This is a genomic window from Notoacmeibacter ruber (assembly GCF_003668555.1).
Taxonomy (GTDB): Bacteria; Pseudomonadota; Alphaproteobacteria; order Rhizobiales; family Rhizobiaceae; genus Notoacmeibacter; species Notoacmeibacter ruber.
In genome coordinates this window covers 2,548,651-2,565,017 of record NZ_RCWN01000001.1, presented here as the reverse complement: position 1 = coordinate 2,565,017, position 16,367 = coordinate 2,548,651, and the positions used below count along the sequence as shown (strand labels likewise).

The window sequence follows — 16,367 nt, the reverse complement described above, 5'->3', positions numbered from 1 at the left end:
GATCGGATGACGGCTCTGTCAGCGCAGGCCGAGTTCCTTGGCATTGATGCAATAGGGAGGCGTATTGCCGGCGAAGACCGCGTCGAGACTTTCAATGACCATCAAGCCGACATTCTCGAGCGCCTCTCGCGTATCGGCCCCCGAATGCGGCGTGAAGATCGCACGCGGATGCCGAAAGACCGGATGGGAGATGTCTGGTGGCTCGGAGCGGTAGGCATCGATAGCGACGCCGCCGAGGCGGTCGTTTTCCAACGCTTTGGCTACCGCGTTGAGATCGACCACATCGCCGCGCGCCAGATTGATGAGCCTGGCGTCGGGCTTCATCAGCGAAAGCGTTTTCTCGTCGATCAGGGACGCATTGTCGGCTCCGCCGAAAACATGCAGCGAAACATAATCGGAGGCGGCCAGCAGCTCTTCGAGTGCAAGAAATGAAATTCCGTGCTCCTCGGCAAAGGCTTGATCCGGAAATTTGTCGGTGGCGACGACTTTCATGCCGAGGCCAAGCGCCAGCTTCGCCAGGCGCTTTCCGATATTGCCGAGCCCGACAATGCCGAGTGTTTTGCCGCCCAGCTGCGTACCGATCTGCCGGTTCCAGCCACCTGATGTCACGGAAATATGGCCTTGCGGTACGAAGCGGGCCATCGAGAACATCAGGCCGACGGCCAGTTCGGCGACGGCATCCGCATTGGCTGCGGGCGTGTTGCAGACCGGCACTCCGGCAGCGGTGCAGGCCGCAATGTCGATATTGTCGACGCCGACGCCATGCTTGACGACGAGCTTGAGGTTTTCGCCTGCTGCCAGCGTCTCCGCGGTCACCGGAACGAGACCGACAACCAGCGCATCGGCGCGGGCAATCTCGGCCGACACGCCGCCATCGGCTTTCGTCGTGTCCGTGCAGCGGATGAATTCCCATCCGCGATCGGCGATGAGATCCGGGACCCGGCCATGCTTGCCGAAGCCGGGGGACGTGGTGATGACGACGGCCATCAGATCAGCTCGTATTTCTTCAGGATTGTCTCGATCTGCTTGTCCTGCTCCGGGTCCGGCAGTAGCGCCGGTTGCCGTGAGGCGCCGACAGAATGATCCATGACCCAGAGGGCGCGCTTTACCAGAGCCGGCGGATAACCGAGTTTGTAAAGATCTGTGCGGAAGCTGCCATAGGTCTCTTGCGCCTTCGCCGCGCCGGCTTCGTCGCCCGCGTTGAAGCAGTTGACGATCTGCGCCAATACCTCGGGCATGACATTGCCGAGACCCGAGATCGCACCCCTTGCGCCGTTCTGGAAGGCCCAGTGCACCAAGTGGTCGGGGCCGGAATAGACGTCGAAACCGTCCTCTTCACGGCCAATCGCCATGTAGGCCTCAAGCGTGTCCTGCGCGCCGCCGGAGTCCTTGATGCCAGCGATATTGCCGTGTTTTGCAAGGGTACGGGCGGTTTCCGGCTCGATATGGTTCTGGGTCCGAGCGGGAATATCGTAGAGATAGACGGGTGTTTCGACGGCGTCGGCAACGGTCGAGAAATGCCGCACGAGCGCATCCTGCGTGCAGGCGATGAAGAAGGGCGTGATGACGGCGATGCCGTCGACACCGATGCGGTCGAATTCCTTGGCCAGAAGAACTGTTTCGAAGGTGGCCGGCATGCCGGCATTGACAATGACTTTCGTTTTGCCGGCGACCTCATCGACCACTTCGCCGGTCAGTTTGACCTTCTCGTCGAAAGTCAGCGCGGAGAAGTCACCGTTTGTGCCGGCGCACATGATGTTGTTGCCGGCCGCGACCTGACGGCGCACCTGGTTGCGAGTGGCTTCGTAGTTGATGGTTTCATCGTCGTTGAAACAGGTAACCAGCGCGACGAACGCTTCTTTTTGCGAGCTCATTGAGCCTCCTGGTGCAGTTGTGTTCGCGCGGCGCGCCTTTTTGCGAGCGCGTTCGCGATCATGGGCCAGCACGCCGACAGGACGGTCAGGCCGAGGAAAAGCAGGGTGATTGGGGTCGAGATGAAAGCGACGACATCGTCATGGGTCTGGAGGAGGCCGCGGCGCAAATTGGATTCCAGAAGCGGACCAAGGATCAGCGCGATACAGAGGGCCGCCTGGCTGAAGCCGAATTTCTGCATGCCCCAGCCCAGCACGCCAAAACCGACCATAGTGTAGAGATCCACCGGGTTCAGGTTGATGGCGAACGAGCCGATGAAACAGAAGATGACGATGGACATGGCGAGGAGCCGCCGCGGGATCATCAGAATGCGGCTGAACACCGGTATCAGTGCCATGCCGAAGATGAACATGAAGATCGTGGCGATGAATGTGCCGCCGAAAATGCCGACCACCACGTCGGGATTGGTCTGGAACAGCATCGGCCCCGGCGCCAACCCCTGGATCAGGAGACCGCCCATCAGGACGGCCGTCACCACGTCGCCCGGAATACCGAGCGCGAGAAGCGGGATCAGCGCGGCGGCGCAGACCGCATTGTTGGCGGATTCGGTCGCCGCGATGCCGGGTGCGTAGCCGGTGCCGAATTTCTCCGGTGTTTTCGAAGCCCGGCGGCATTCATTGTAGGAAATCCATGAGGCCGTGCCCGAACCGGTTCCCGGTACGATGCCGATCAGGGTGCCGATGATCGAGCCGCGTATCAGCGCGCCCCGGCTTTCCTTCATCTCGGTCCGGCTCGGCCAGCGACCGGAGACGATCTTGATGGGCTCTTCCTTGGCGGCGATGCGCTCCATCTGGGTGAAGACTTCGGACAGGGCGAAAAGTCCGATCAGGGCCGGCGTGAATGCGAAGCCGGATGCGAAGCCCTGAACGCCGAATGTGTAGCGCATGACGCCGGAGATCGGATCGGCGCCAACGGTGGAGATCAGGATGCCGAGAAGGCCAGAGATAGCGCCTTTCAAAAGGTCGCCCGATAGCGAAGCGATGATCGTCAGACCGAAAAGCGCCAGCGCGAAATATTCCGACGCGCCGAATTCCAGCGCGATACCGGCAAGTTCCGGCGCCAGCGTTGCCAGCACGACGGCGGCAATCAGGCCGCCCACCGTGGAAGCGATTGTCGCCATGCCGAGCGCCCGGCCGGCCTCGCCCCTCTGCGCCATGGGATAGCCGTCGAGCACCGTTGCGGCCGATGCCGGCGTACCCGGCGTCCGCAACAGAATGGAGGCGACGCAGCCGCCGTAAATGCCGCCGATATAAATGCCGATCAGCATGTTCAGCCCCATAATGGGCGCCATGCCGAAGGTCAGCGGAATGAGGAGCGCCACGCCCATTGTGGCGGTCAGGCCAGGCAGCGCGCCGATGATGAGGCCGCCGAACGTACCTGCGGCGATCGTCATCAGGATTCGCGGCTCGAAGAGCGGTGTGAGGAAGGCGATGGAATCCATGGCTACCGTGAAGCCTTGTCATGCAGCCCTGAGTGGCCGCCATCTTGTCGAGAGAACGGGGGCTTGCCGCCCCCGTAAGATTTGTCAAATGCCGTCAGGCATCTGCCAGATCAGTTGTTCATGCCGAGCATGTCGAGCTTCTCGAGCACCTTCTTGGACGTTTCCATGTCCTTTCTGGCGCGCGCTTCGAAAGCTTCGCTGTCCTCGTAGACGACGAACTCGCCCATATCGGTCAGCGTCTTGCGGAACTCTTCGTCATTGGCGACCTTTTCGACCGCCTCACGCAGCCAGGCGAGGGTCTCCTCGTCCATGCCCTTCGGTCCGATGACGCCCTTCCAGGACGACCAGGTGAAATCGACGCCCTTTTCGACCGCCGTCGGCGTGTCGGGGAAGAGGTCCATACGCTCGTCTTCCATGACGAAAAGCGGCGTCATCTGGCCGGCTTCTGAAGCGGCAAGCGCTTCGGCCGGGGACGCGACCATCGCGTCGATATGGCCGCCAATACAGGCCGTACGGGCTTCGGACGAACCGTTGAACGGTACGGATTCAATGGAAATGCCGGCAGCATCGGCAAAGGCCTCTGCCGAAATCTGGTTGGCGCCGCCAGCGCCCGAATTGCCGACCTGCGGCGCCTTGTCCTTGGCGTATTCGACAAAGGCATCATAGTCGGAGAAAGGAGCGTCGGCACAGGCAACCATGACCTGAAGCGAGCGAGCGTAGAGGCCGATGAATTCGACATCGTCCAGTTGGTAGTTCGTGCCGCCGATCAGCGGCTTGATGACCAGCGGACCCTGCGCGCCGGCGCCGAGCGTGTAGCCATCCGGACGGGCGTTCACCGCGGCAGCCGATCCAATGGCGCCACCGCCGCCCGGCTGGTTGCGCACGACCATCTGGCCATCGAACAGACGTTCGAATGTGTCAGCCACGACGCGCATGGAAAGGTCGGTCGATCCGCCCGCGGAATAGGGGACGACAACCTGGACGGGACGCTGCGGGAAGTCCGCGGCGAGTGCCCCTGTAGCGGCTGCGCTTGCGACAGCGGCTCCGATAAAGATTGATTTCAGCATAAGTTCCTCCCTGGATTTTCGATTGGTGTCTGGTTGCTTAGGGCAGCCAGACGGAGAGCAGTTTTGTAAAGCTGTAATAGATGGCGAAGGTCATACCGACGGGAAACAGCACCACGAGAAGCCAGTTGCGCTCACCGAGCAGAAGAAGGCCGATAACGAACGTCGCCAATGTGGAAGGCAAGTAGCCGATCGGCATGAAGGCCGCCGCGTAACCCACCATCAGCAGCGCAAATGCGCCCATGGCCAGCAACGTTCGCTTGCCGGGCATGACCGTCTCGTCCGTCGCGTCGCCTCCTGCCCGAAGTGCCCGCACAATAAGCGCGAACGACAGCAAGCCAATCAGTCCGATGACCAGCCATGGCAGAAAATCCGGTCCGGTCACGCCGGGGTTGAAACCCGGTTTGATGAAGGTTGTGCGCCAGCCGGCGAAGCCGCACAGGACAAGAAGTCCGCAGCCGATCCAGAGATCTGCTTTTGCCTGCCTTAGTCTCATTCACAACGTCTCCCGCTCCCGCCGAAGTTGCAGCAACATGTCAGTCGGAATACAATATGTCAACAATGACAAAAATCCTGCGCTATGTAACCAGATAAATGACCCGGAGACGATGCGACGGGTCCGAGTGTCAGCAATTCAGTTTCGATAAACAAGATACTGATATAAATACATAAAATTATATGATTCCGGATTTGTCTCCGATCAATTCGATGTCGAATTAACAGCATTGAGTTATTTGACAAGTTGTAATTTCTGTTGCAAGTGACGGGCTTAGGCGCGCCTTGGTTCGATGCTCCGCATCCCTCTCGGCGTCGATAAGAACGACAAGGGACACCTGATGAACGATCTGACGACACCTATCGAATTGCGCCGTCCTGCTCTGGTCCATTTTGGTAGCGGCACGCTCGCAAAGCTGTCGGACTGGGTCGGGGCATCGGGCTTCAAAGCGCCCTTCATTGTGGCCGACCCGGTCAATGCGGCGCGGCTCTCCGCGCTCGGACTTGGCGAGGTCAACTGTTTCGGGGGCGTTGTTCCCGAGCCGGGCAGCGACAATCTTCAGGAGGCCGTCACAGCGGCAAAGGGTGCGGATCTCGTCATCGGCTTCGGCGGCGGCTCGGCGATGGATCTGGCCAAACTGGTGGCCGTGATGGTCGGCCAATCCGTTCAGCTTTCCGACATTAGCGGGCCCAACAGGGCGCCGGCCCGCAAGGTCGGGCTGGTTCAGATACCGACAACGGCGGGGACCGGTTCGGAGGTTGGTACGCGTGCCCTCGTCACGGATCCGGAAACCAATAGCAAGGTTGCGACGGAAAGCCCTTACATGCTGGCCGACATGGCGATCATCGACCCCGATCTCACGATGACGGTTCCACCCCATGTCACCGCGGCCACGGGGGTCGACGCGATGGCCCATTGCGTGGAAGCCTTCACGTCCAAGCGATCGCATCCGCTGATCGACCATTATGCCCTGACCGGTATCGAACTGGTCGGCCGCTATCTGCGTCGCGCCGTTGAAGACGGAACGGATGCCGAAGCGCGGGCGGGACTGTCGCTCGCGGCTTTCTATGGCGGGATCTGCCTTGGTCCGGTCAATACAACGGCGGGCCACGCTCTGAGCTATCCGCTCGGCACGCGTTACAAACTACCGCATGGGATCGCTAACGCGCTCATCTTCCCGCACGTGCTGGCCGCAAATGCGGAGGTGTGTGCCGAAAAGACCGCCCTTGTCGCACAGGCGCTCGGCTTCGAAACCGGCGACGAAGCGAAGATACTCGGCGGCGCCACTGCCTTTTGTGAAGGCCTCAGCCTCGATATGCAGCTTCGCGCCCATGGCATCACGGAAGACAGTCTGCGGGCCATGGCAGAGGAAGCGCACGGTATTCGGCGTTTGCTCGACTGGAACCCCCGTGATCTTTCGGTCGACGATATCGAGGCGCTCTACCGTCGCGCTTATTGAGCGGCAGACGTTCGAACCGTCTGAAGGTGAAGCGGAATGCGGCGCGACAGAGTCTTCATTGTTGCTGACGATCTGACTGGCGCTCTGGACAGCGCGGCGACCTTCGCCGAGCGCGGCGCCTATGTTCGCGTCGCCTGCCGCCCAGGCAATTTGCCCGAAGCGCTGGCGTCTACCGCCGATGTTGTTGCGGTGGCGACGGGCACACGGGAATTGTCGCAGGACGAAGCCCGCAAGGTTGTCGGCGGGGTGGCTCGCGATCTCGCCGGACACGAAGGGGTTCTCTTCAGGAAAATCGATAGCCGGATGAAGGGTCATATCGCGGCCGAACTCGACGCCCTTTTGCCGTCCTCCGCTCGTCTCGTCGTCAATCCGGCCATTCCGGAACTTGGCCGGTATTGTCTGGAGGGCGCGGTCTGTGGCGCAGGCGTCGATATTCCGATCGCCATTGCCGAGCGCATCGGTCGTGCGGCGACGATCGCGCCGACCAGGACGCAGCAGGATCTCGACCGGCAAATAAGAAAGGCACCGTCCGATGCCGTCTATGTCGGCGCCGCTGGTCTTGCGCAAGCCTTGGCCAATCGGCTCTGGCCCAAGGCTCCTCTCGTCCCGGCCTATCAGCCCGCGCTTCCTGCTCTTCTCGCTATCGGCTCTCGCGATCCCGTTACGGCAGCTCAGGTTGACGCGCTGGAGGATGTGCCGGTGGTCGCGGCACCGAATGGCGTATGCTCGCAATTTCCATCAGAGCCCCTGCTGCTGGTTCGCATGACACCTGGCCAGGAAGAAGTGTCTTCCGAAAACGCCTCCGCAGCCTTCGCGGCGACGCTGGCCGCGGCCTTCGATCAGTTGCAGCCGACCACGCTTTTTGCGTGTGGCGGGGAGAGCGCGGCCTCTTTGCTCGCGCGATTGGAAATCGGGCAACTGGACGTTCGGGGGCAGATTCTGCCGGGCGTTCCCATCGCCAGATGTGTCGGCATGCCGAACCTGACACTTATCACCAAGTCGGGTGGGTTCGGAATGCCGGACACCCTTGTAAAACTTGTCAAATTGCTGAAGTTTGGCTAGTTCGAAGACCTTACCCGAAGCAGGAATTTCAATGGCGACAGGCAAGACCAGACCCCGCATGCCGTTGGCCGAGAAGGTTTACCACTCGCTGCATTCGCGCATCATCAATGGCGACTATCCTGCCAATGAGAAGCTGCCGCCTGAAATGAAACTGGCGGAAGAACTCGGCGTCTCTCGTCCGGTGCTGAGGGACGCGCTGGAGCGTCTTCGGGAGGAAGGCGTTGTCAGCTCGCGGCAGGGTGCCGGCACCTTTGTGCAGGAAATCCAGAAGAGCGTGCCGATCGGCTTCGCCAAGGTCGAGACCCTCGCCGATGTCCAGCGCTGTTACGAATTCCGCATCAATCTGGAGACCGAGGCTGCCGCTCTTGCTGCCGAACGTCACAACGCCGAATTGCTGGGCGAGATAGAGCAGGCGCTCGACCTTTTGCGTGCGGCGACCGGTTCGCTGCAACACCGCGAAGACGCCGACTTCATGTTTCATGGCAGTATCGCGCGCGCCTCGAATAATCATTATTTCGAGACGGCATTCGGCGCGCTACGCTATCATATCAATGTCGGCATGAAGCTGCATGGCGAGTCGCTGATGAATGACGGCCGCAAGGGTCTCGAAGATGTTCTGGCGGAGCACACCGATATTTATAATGCCATTCGGTTGCACGATTCCGACGCCGCGCGCAGCACGATGCGCAAACATCTTGAGCATTCGCGGGACCGGCTCTTCGGTGGTGGCCTCTTCGATCTCAAACTGAGCTGATCGCACGAGGGTCGTTCGGGCATTTCGAGTTGCCGTGGCTCACAAAAGATGCGGGGACGGGCAAGGCCCATCCCCGATCACCGATCGTCCTCCTTTCTCTCATATGCTCCTGCCGTCTGCCGGGCGATGCCGCCCCGTGGCACCGCGCCGGAAAGTCACGTCAGGCTGCGATTGCTCCCCTGCTACGGATCGACCAGAGGAATGCGGAGGCCAGCATGTCGCGGCGTGTTCTTTGCGGAGCCCAGCCCAGTGTCGAGCGCGCCGCCGCCGGGTCGATGATGATCTCGCTCGGATCGGCCTTGGTCGAGGCCATTGGTACGACCTCGAAATGGGAACCGGTCATTCGCTGGGCGGCTGCGATCAGTTCGCTGGTGCTGATGCCTTCGCCTGTGCCGAGATCGAGTGTCGCCGAAGCGCCGCCATCGAGAAGGTAATCGACAGCGCGGACATAGGCGTCTGCCGCGTCCATCACATGCAGGTAGTCACCGACGAAAGTGCCGTCGGTGGTCGGCAGGTCGTCACCATAAATCCTGAAGCAGGGCCGTTTCCCGCAGATCGCGTCGGCGAGCCGCCCGATGACATTGGAGCGGCTGTGCCGGCCCCGTTCGAAGTCATGATCGCGCTTGCAGCCGGCTGCATCCAGATGGCGCAGCAGCACCGAGCGGAAACCGGAAATGCGGTCGAGTTCGGAGAGCAGATGGCGAACGAACATGGCGCCGACCGATCCGGCAAGCTGCTCATCGACCAACCGGTCCATCTCGGTCGGCCAGCCCGCCAGGACAAGTTTGGTGACGTCGAGATCGATGAGGGTGGACAGCAGGCTGATGACATCGCCATAGCGATGGTCGAACGCGTCGGCCTCGCCAATGTCGGCGGAACCATCCGGTTGACCGGCCACCTGGATGACGGCTGCCGGCTGATGGCGCGACACGATCTCTTTCAATCGCTTCTCGTCGCGAATGTCGCCAATCTGAAGAGGCCCCCACTGGACATTGGCAGCGTAGCCGGTGCTGAGATTATCGTAGACAACGGGAAGATAGCCCTTCCTGGCGAGCAAATAACAGATATGCGATCCGAGATAACCAGCTCCACCCGTTACAAGAATTCTCTTCATCAAACCCTCCATCAACTTGAAGTCCCGTCCATCGGGATTGACCTCATTTTTAGAGGCGGCGACCATGATCGGGGCGAAGCAACAGAGCATTTTAAGCGTCCTTCAAGATGCCTGACCTATCCTTTGGTATAGAGGAACGATACGAGCGCGCTCCGCCATCGCTCCCCGGTCATTGTATCTTTCAGTCTCACGCGGGATTCAGAGATGAAGGAAAGCCGATGAACCGACCCACGATCTCACTGCGTATCGCCGGTACGCTCGCATTCTTGTTTTTTGCACCGATGGCTTATGCCGGTGATCTGGGTCAGCCCCAGAACGAACCGGTGCTGACCGTCACCGGCAGCATTGGCAACACGAATGAGGGGGAATTGGCAGCGTTCGATATGCAGATGCTGAAAGAACTGCCGGCGACCACATTCGAGACGACCACGATCTGGACGACCGGAAAAAGCCGTTTCACGGGTGTCGCCATCGACGACCTGTTCGAGGCTCTGGATGCGAAGGGCGATACGATCAACGCGATCGCGCTGAATGATTATGCCGTCGAATTGCCCGTCAGCGATGCAGTCGAGGGCGGACCGATCATCGCTTACGAGCTGGATGGAAAGCCGATGTCCGTTCGGGACAAGGGGCCGCTCTGGATCGTGTATCCTTACGATTCGAACGCTGATTATCGAACGGAGCAGGTCTACTCGCGTTCTGTCTGGCAGTTGAACAGGTTAGAGGTGGAATAAGGTCTCATGCTTTCATGATCGGGCTCGAACGCTGGCGTCCCTTTCATTTCATTCCGCTGGTCATCCTTCTTCTCGGCGCGTTGTTCACGACGCTGGGGGTTCAGATGTACCGGGAGGTGTCGATCCTGCGTTCGGCTCCTCAGGACAATGTGCAGTGGACGCTCGCACAGATCGAGATCGAGCTTCTGAAATTTCTCAATGCCCTACGAGCGGCGGAATTGGCGGCAGAACCGGAGCCGCAGCTTCTCGATGAGGTCCGAACGCGGTTCGATATCTTCTACAGCCGCATCGCAACGATCGAAGGAAGCCGTGCTTTCGACGGCTTGACCGCCCTGGATGAATTCCAGGGCGGTCTTTCGTCCGCACGGGATGCCCTCAATGAGAGCGTCGGTCTGATTGACGGCGATGATGCGGCGCTTTCAGCAGCGCTGCCGCAGCTCGAGACCCGCTTTGAATCATTGCAGCCTGCCGTCCGCAATCTGTCGCTGAATGGCGTGCGCGAATTTGCGTCCCTTTCCGACGAGCGCCGTCGGAATTTCAGCCTCCTTGTCTTTCAGACGGCGGGGGTCGGACTCGTCCTCATCATCGCGCTTATTCTCGCACTTGCCGTTCTGTTCTGGCAGCGAAAAGTCGCCGAGCGGCGGTCGGAACAGATCCGTGAAAGTCGCTCACGCTATGCCAATACGGTCGATGTATCGCTGGACGCCATTATCGTTGCCAATGGCGAAGGCAAGATTCTCGACTTCAACACGGCCGCCGAAAAGACCTTCGGCTATTCCAAGGCTCGCGCGATCGGATCGGAGATGGCGGAGCTGATCGTTCCCGTCGCGCTGCGACAAGCGCATCGTGAGGGTATGCGCCGCTACCTGCGGACGGGCCAGTCCAAACTCGTCGGCGGAGACCGCATCGAACTGGAGGCGCTGCATTCGGACGGTTCGATCTTTCCGGTCGAATTGTCCATCGGCGTTGCGGCGGGGCAGGGCGGTCAGCCTCTCTTCATTTCATATGTGCGCGATATTTCCGGCCGAAAGAAAATCGAGGCCGAACTGACGAATGCCCGGGACCGGGCGCTGGAAGCCGACAAGGCCAAGTCGCAATTCCTCGCCGTGATGAGCCATGAGATGCGCACGCCTCTCAACGCCGTTCTGGCCACACTGGATCTGCTACGCCATAGCCAACTCGACGAGCGGCAGGGCAAGTTCGTGAAGACCGCGATCACGTCGGGTGAAATCCTGCAGCACCACATTGACGATGTGCTCGACCTGACCCGTATCGAGGCAGGCGCCATCGACCTGCGGCCGAGGGCGTTCGACATAGCCGAACTGGTCGATGAGGTGCAGAACAGCATGCAGCTTGCCGCTGCCCCCAAGGGCAATCGGATCTTCACCGATGTGTCGATCGATGACACCGTTGTCTGCCTCGATCGCAACCGGCTACGCCAGATCCTGCTCAATCTCGTCGGAAATGCGAACAAGTTCACCGAGAAAGGCGAGATATGCGTGACGGTGTCGGAGCAGCCCGACCCCGATGGGCGCCCCCGCCTTGTTATCGAAGTCAAGGATACTGGGATCGGGATCGCGCAGAAGGACCTTCACCGGATCTTCGACGATTTCGTCACGCTGGACCCCTCATTCAAGCGGACAGCTGAAGGCTATGGGTTGGGACTTGCCATCTGCAGAAGGATCGCCGCCGCGATGGGCGGCAAGATCACGGTTCGCAGCGAAGAGCATGTCGGCAGCAGTTTTACTGTCAGCGTGCCTCAGGCAGAGGGCTTTGCCGCAGCTCTTCAGGACGATGACGTCTCAAGCGAGCGCGAGGGCGCGTTGCCGGCAGGGGCGTCCCTTCATATCCTCCTCGTGGAAGATAATGAGACGAACCGCTTCGTGGCGCGTGCGATGCTGGAAGAGGAAAACTGTACCGTCGAAGAGGCCGTGGATGGCCAGGATGGCGTCGAAAAGGCCGCCGAAGAGCGCTTCGATCTCATCTTGATGGATATCAGCATGCCGCGGCTCGACGGCATCGAGGCTTCACGAGCCATCCGGCATGGCTCCGGCCCCTCCCGCGATGTACCGATTGTCTGTCTGACGGCTCATGCGATGACCGAGACGCAGGACGCAATGGAGGGAGCCGGCGTCACCGACTGGCTCATCAAGCCTCTCCGGCGAAAGAATCTGAGGCGCATTCTTTCCACGGCCTTGGAGGGTGAGACATCGCCCGGCCAAACGATCGACGAGGCGTCCGAAGGCATTGTCGATCATTCGGTGGTGGAAGAGCTGCGATCGCTGATGAAAGAAGAGAAGTTCCAGCGATCGCTGCAAAAATTCATCGGTGACCTCACAACGATGCGTCATGACTTCGAGAGGTTCTGCCGTAGCGGAGAGAACGAGGAGGCCCTGAAGCTCGCTCACAGCCTCGCAGGCTCATCCGGTATGATGGGCGCGGTCGCGTTGTCGGAAGTCTTTCGCCATCTCCAGGATCTCGCCCATGACGGTGATACTGAGTCGATCCTCGAACTGCTGGACGATGTCGACGACCTTGCCCACGAGACTGTTTCGATTCTGGAGGTTACGGCAGGCCAGGAGACCCGGCCTGCCGCATCAGGCTCGATCTAGTCGCCCCAACCCGTCACCGCAGCGGTGAAGGCGCCGGTAACGGCGGTAAAGCCTTTTGCCACCTCGATCAGGTTGGTCTGCTTTGAGTCGTAGCAGGCGAGAGCATCGCCCGGCATCATGTATGGGTTGAAGTCGTCGCGGTCGCGGTGGCGGAGGAGTTCCTCAACCTTCCGTTCGATGACAAGGGACTCGCCGGTGATCGGGTTACGCGAAATCAGCGCGGCCGTGCGGTCTGCGTTGACCCATTTGGTGCCGCCGAGGCAGTTCATGCCGACGATGGCTTCCAGAAAGCGTGTGCCGTAGCGCAGTTCCCGGGCATCCTTCCCGACCGCCGAAAGCGCATTTGCCGATGCGGGCTGGGTCAGGTTGGACATGAAAACCTTCACGCCCGGCGTGGTAACAGGCGAGGGCGCGACGAGCGCTTCCTGGAAGCAGCCGCGGCTTTCCACCTCGATCCGGTCGCCGGAAAGAAGGAGCATGTCGTTGAAAGGGACTCCCGTCATCGCGCCGCGCGCATCGATGGAAGTGCTGGCACCGCCACGAATGACGCGAACACGTGAAAGATCGGCATCAGGACGGATGCCGCCCGCAACCTGAAGCGCCCGCGACAGGCGGCGCTCCTCAATCGTGCCGCCGCTCGCCTCCTGGCGGAGGCTGTCGCGATCATTGGCCGACTGTCCGCCAATATTGATTGAACCGGCATTGAAGACCGCACCGGAGACGTACACCCGGGCCGCTGCGAAATCCTGCAGTCGGACAGAGACCGGCGGAGCGGCGGTGTAGATGTCTTCCGAAACCAGCGCTTTCGCAATCTGGCGTTCGATCGCTTCGACGGATGAGCCTTTGGCGGAAATCGGCGGAAGATGCGGCAGGCGGACCGTGCCGTCCTGCGAGACTTCATATGAGCCGCTGAACGTCGGATCGTTGCCGACCGAGATGGTCAGCAGATCGCCGGTCGAAAGCAACATCGCGTCCTGCGGCAAGGCAGGAGCGGGCTGCTGAGCCTGCGGCGCACCGCTGCCCTCACAACGGCGCAAATTCTGGTTTCGGGCGCTCTGTTTCCAGCCGCCGTCGGAACGGCTCGGCGAACGATATTCCGCCTGATAGCTCAGCCCTTCGACGACCTGCTCTCTGTTCTCGACATTTTGCAGGGATGCGCAGCCGGTCGAGAGCGAGCCCATTATACAAAGGCTGACGCCGGAACGCAGCCAGTTTCCATATCGCTTTTGTTTCGTGTTGGTCATTTCATGTCCTTCCCCGTTTCCTGCGAAGAGTGATCGCAATTTCGGGGACAGGGCGGGGTGCGCCGAAGGGATGAACCTTGGCGCATTGGCGCATCCTCTTATCCGTTCGGATAGTCGGTCTCGCCTTCTTCGGTTTTTCTCTGCCCCTTCGCGGTCATTCAGGCCCCGGGCGACCGGCTACAACTCCTGCATCGAACACAGCAGCGCACAGCTGCCATCAAAGGCGCAGGACGATGATCGAGGCATTGGCCCAGAGTTGGAAGAAAACCGCGAGCACACCGCTCGTTCGCGGCTTCGTCGCCTATAGCGCCTCCGAACTGGCGACCAAGGCGACGCGCCTGATCGCAGTGATTGCCCTGGCGCGCATGCTATCTCCGGCTGAAGTCGGCCTCGTCGCCGGCGCCATGGCGGTGGCCGAACTGCTCAAGGCTTTCACTGAAAACGGTATCGTTCAAAAGATCATTGCGGCGCGGGCCGATGAAGTGGAGGCGGTCGCGCGGACCGGACGGCGGATCTTCACGCTCTGGTGTGTGGGCCTGTTTCTGCTCCAGATCGCGATCGCTTACGGCGTCTTTATCTGGAACGGGCAGACGGCCGGCCCCGTGGTCATCGCACTGATGGCCGGCGAGTATCTCTTCATGCCGGCCGGTATCGTTCAATGCGCACTGGCCATGCGTGAGGGGCGCCTCAGCGGAACCGCGGCAGTCGCAGGAGCGCAGAATGTCGCCGCCAATCTCTTTCTCGCCGTGCTCGTCGTCATCTGGCCGAGCCCGCTTTCCGTCGCCGTATCGCGGCTGGCAACCGCGCCGATCTGGCTGGTCGGCATGCGCCACCTGCGTCCCTGGAGCGCGCGACCTGGCGTCCGGCCCGCGTCCTCCGCACCATTCGTGCGCTTCGGTTCCTCTATCCTCGGTATCGAATTTCTGAAGGTTCTGCGGCTGCAGGCTGACAAGTTGATCGTCGGCGCGCTGATGGGACCGGAAGTACTGGGCATCTATTTCTTCGCCGTGAACGCCGGCCTGGGTATCGCCAATTCCTTCTCGGTCGCGTTCTCGACCGTCCTCTTCCCGCAGCTCTGCAACAGCGAGAAGCGCGGCGAGACGATGCGCAACGCCCTGACCATGGCCATCGGTGTTCTCTTCCCGATCATCTGCCTGCAGGCTCTCGCGGCGCCGATCTACGTGCCGATCGTCTTTGGAGAGAAATGGGCCGAAATGGCACCGTTGGTCTCGATCCTCTGCTTCGCGGCGCTTCCGGCGGTCATCTGGTCAGCCGCCGCCCAGTGGCTGCGATCCGCCAACCGTGCCGAGGTCGAGCTGACCTACTCCGCAGTGATCGCCACAGTCATCACGGCCGGCATCGTGATCGCGGCCCCCTACGGGCTTGCCACGGTCTGCTGGACCATCCTCGCCGCCTCGATCGCGGCCCAGATCATCGCCTCCACAGCCGTGCTGCGCGGCCCCTTCATCACACCGCAACTGCAACTGGAAAGGTAATCGTCATGCCGCTCTTTTCCGTTATCGTACCGTGCTACAATGCCGAGGAGACGCTGGCTGATGCGCTGGTCTCCCTGTCGAACCAGATCTTCGCTGATTTCGAGGCGATCATCGTCGACGACGGCTCCAGCGATGCCTCGCGCACGATCGCCCACGCCTTTGCCATGAGCGATCCGCGCATGCGGGTGGTCGCGCTCACCAATGGCGGCCCGAGCCGTGCCCGTAATATCGGGGCCTTCGTTCACGCGACCGGCAAATACATCGCTTTCCTCGATGCAGATGATATCTGGTCGCCGGAGAAGCTGGCGCTGATGGCGGAGCGTTTCGCAGAACCGGACAGCCCGGAAGCCATTTATGGTCGGATTGGCTTTTTCCGCGAGACACCGAAAGATGTTCGTATCCAGTCGACGGTCCGCGCCGGCGCTCTGACCGCGCGCGATCTTCTCCGGGAGAACGCCGTTTGCACCATGTCGAATATCGTGGTGCTGCGCAGTGCCTTTCAGGAAAGCGGTGGCTTCAACAATTCGCTTCGCTACGGCGAGGATGTCGAATGGCTGATCCGGCTGATCGGAACGGGTGCCCGCATCGAAGGGATCGATGAACTCCTGGTCTTTTACCGGACGAGCGAGGATGGGTTATCGTCCAACCTGGACGCGATGCATGAAGGCTGGAGCCAGACGCTTGCCCTCGTGCGGCGGATGCACCCGAATCTCAAGCGCTCGGAGATTGCCGCTGCCGAGGCGATCCATCTTCGCTATCTCGCCCGCCGCGCGCTGCGCCTTCGGGCCGAAAAGCTGACCGCGCTGCGTCTGGTCGCGGCCGCGCTGGCCAAGAGTCCCGTCGGCTTTTTCTCCGATCCAAGGCGCGGCGCCCTGACCGCTGCGGCCGCGATGATCGCGCCGCTGCTGCCCCGCGCCGTCCACAACCGAACCTTTGCAAACTGACCTTCGAGACAAGGG

At 60.9% G+C, this 16,367-nt stretch carries 14 protein-coding genes; 7 read left to right on the top strand and 7 right to left on the bottom strand.

Annotated elements, in window-relative coordinates:
- Positions 1–18 precede the first annotated feature (18 nt).
- The 5 genes from D8780_RS12225 to D8780_RS12205 form a co-directional block, all read right to left on the bottom strand.
- Positions 19–987, bottom strand: a complete 969-nt coding sequence (locus tag D8780_RS12225) for a phosphoglycerate dehydrogenase (RefSeq protein ID WP_121645843.1) — start codon at positions 985–987, stop codon at positions 19–21.
- Positions 987–1,874: a dihydrodipicolinate synthase family protein gene (locus D8780_RS12220; protein ID WP_121645842.1), complete on the bottom strand. Its 888-nt coding sequence runs from the start codon at positions 1,872–1,874 to the stop codon at positions 987–989. The genes D8780_RS12225 and D8780_RS12220 overlap by 1 nt, the downstream gene beginning before the upstream one ends.
- Entirely contained in the window at positions 1,871–3,373 is a 1,503-nt protein-coding gene (locus D8780_RS12215) for a tripartite tricarboxylate transporter permease (RefSeq protein WP_121645841.1), read from the bottom strand. Before D8780_RS12215 ends, D8780_RS12220 begins: the two co-directional genes overlap by 4 nt.
- Positions 3,374–3,483: 110 nt before the next feature.
- A complete protein-coding gene (locus tag D8780_RS12210; RefSeq protein ID WP_121645840.1) occupies positions 3,484–4,440 on the bottom strand; it encodes a tripartite tricarboxylate transporter substrate binding protein in 957 nt (318 codons plus the stop codon).
- A gap of 37 nt (positions 4,441–4,477) precedes the next feature.
- Entirely contained in the window at positions 4,478–4,933 is a 456-nt protein-coding gene (locus D8780_RS12205; protein WP_121645839.1) for a tripartite tricarboxylate transporter TctB family protein, read from the bottom strand.
- Positions 4,934–5,273: 340 nt separating this feature from the next.
- On the opposite strand from D8780_RS12205, the gene D8780_RS12200 reads away from it, so the two are divergent.
- The 3 genes from D8780_RS12200 to D8780_RS12190 are packed head-to-tail and all read left to right on the top strand — an operon-like array spanning position 5,274 to position 8,208.
- Positions 5,274–6,392 (top strand): iron-containing alcohol dehydrogenase family protein, encoded by a 1,119-nt coding sequence (locus tag D8780_RS12200; RefSeq protein ID WP_199699603.1) that lies wholly within the window; start codon positions 5,274–5,276, stop codon positions 6,390–6,392.
- Positions 6,393–6,428: 36 nt separating this feature from the next.
- Positions 6,429–7,454, top strand: coding sequence for a four-carbon acid sugar kinase family protein (locus D8780_RS12195; protein WP_121645838.1), 1,026 nt, complete (start codon positions 6,429–6,431; stop codon positions 7,452–7,454).
- 31 nt (positions 7,455–7,485) lie between these two features.
- Positions 7,486–8,208 (top strand): FadR/GntR family transcriptional regulator, encoded by a 723-nt coding sequence (locus tag D8780_RS12190; RefSeq protein ID WP_199699602.1) that lies wholly within the window; start codon positions 7,486–7,488, stop codon positions 8,206–8,208.
- Positions 8,209–8,368: 160 nt separating this feature from the next.
- Here D8780_RS12190 and D8780_RS12185 read toward each other — a convergent pair whose 3' ends face one another.
- Positions 8,369–9,322: a GDP-mannose 4,6-dehydratase gene (locus D8780_RS12185; RefSeq protein ID WP_158598504.1), complete on the bottom strand. Its 954-nt coding sequence runs from the start codon at positions 9,320–9,322 to the stop codon at positions 8,369–8,371.
- Positions 9,323–9,540: 218 nt separating this feature from the next.
- Here D8780_RS12185 and D8780_RS12180 point away from each other — a divergent pair, with 218 nt between their 5' ends.
- Together D8780_RS12180 and D8780_RS12175 are read left to right on the top strand one after the other, a co-directional pair.
- Positions 9,541–10,056 carry a putative pterin-binding protein gene (locus D8780_RS12180; protein ID WP_121645836.1) on the top strand — a complete coding sequence of 172 codons (516 nt, stop codon included), beginning with the start codon at positions 9,541–9,543 and terminating at the stop codon, positions 10,054–10,056.
- A gap of 14 nt (positions 10,057–10,070) precedes the next feature.
- Positions 10,071–12,668 (top strand): hybrid sensor histidine kinase/response regulator, encoded by a 2,598-nt coding sequence (locus D8780_RS12175; protein WP_121645835.1) that lies wholly within the window; start codon positions 10,071–10,073, stop codon positions 12,666–12,668.
- On the opposite strand, the gene D8780_RS12170 is transcribed toward D8780_RS12175, so the two are convergent.
- Positions 12,665–13,912 (bottom strand): polysaccharide biosynthesis/export family protein, encoded by a 1,248-nt coding sequence (locus D8780_RS12170; RefSeq protein ID WP_199699601.1) that lies wholly within the window; start codon positions 13,910–13,912, stop codon positions 12,665–12,667. The genes D8780_RS12175 and D8780_RS12170 overlap by 4 nt on opposite strands.
- 233 nt (positions 13,913–14,145) lie before the next feature.
- Between D8780_RS12170 and D8780_RS12165 the strand changes: the two genes are divergently transcribed.
- Together D8780_RS12165 and D8780_RS12160 are read left to right on the top strand one after the other, a co-directional pair.
- Complete coding sequence (locus D8780_RS12165; protein WP_121645834.1) at positions 14,146–15,408, top strand: oligosaccharide flippase family protein; 1,263 nt, start codon at positions 14,146–14,148, stop codon at positions 15,406–15,408.
- 5 nt (positions 15,409–15,413) lie between these two features.
- A complete protein-coding gene (locus D8780_RS12160; protein WP_121645833.1) occupies positions 15,414–16,352 on the top strand; it encodes a glycosyltransferase family 2 protein in 939 nt (312 codons plus the stop codon).
- Positions 16,353–16,367: the final 15 nt, after the last annotated feature.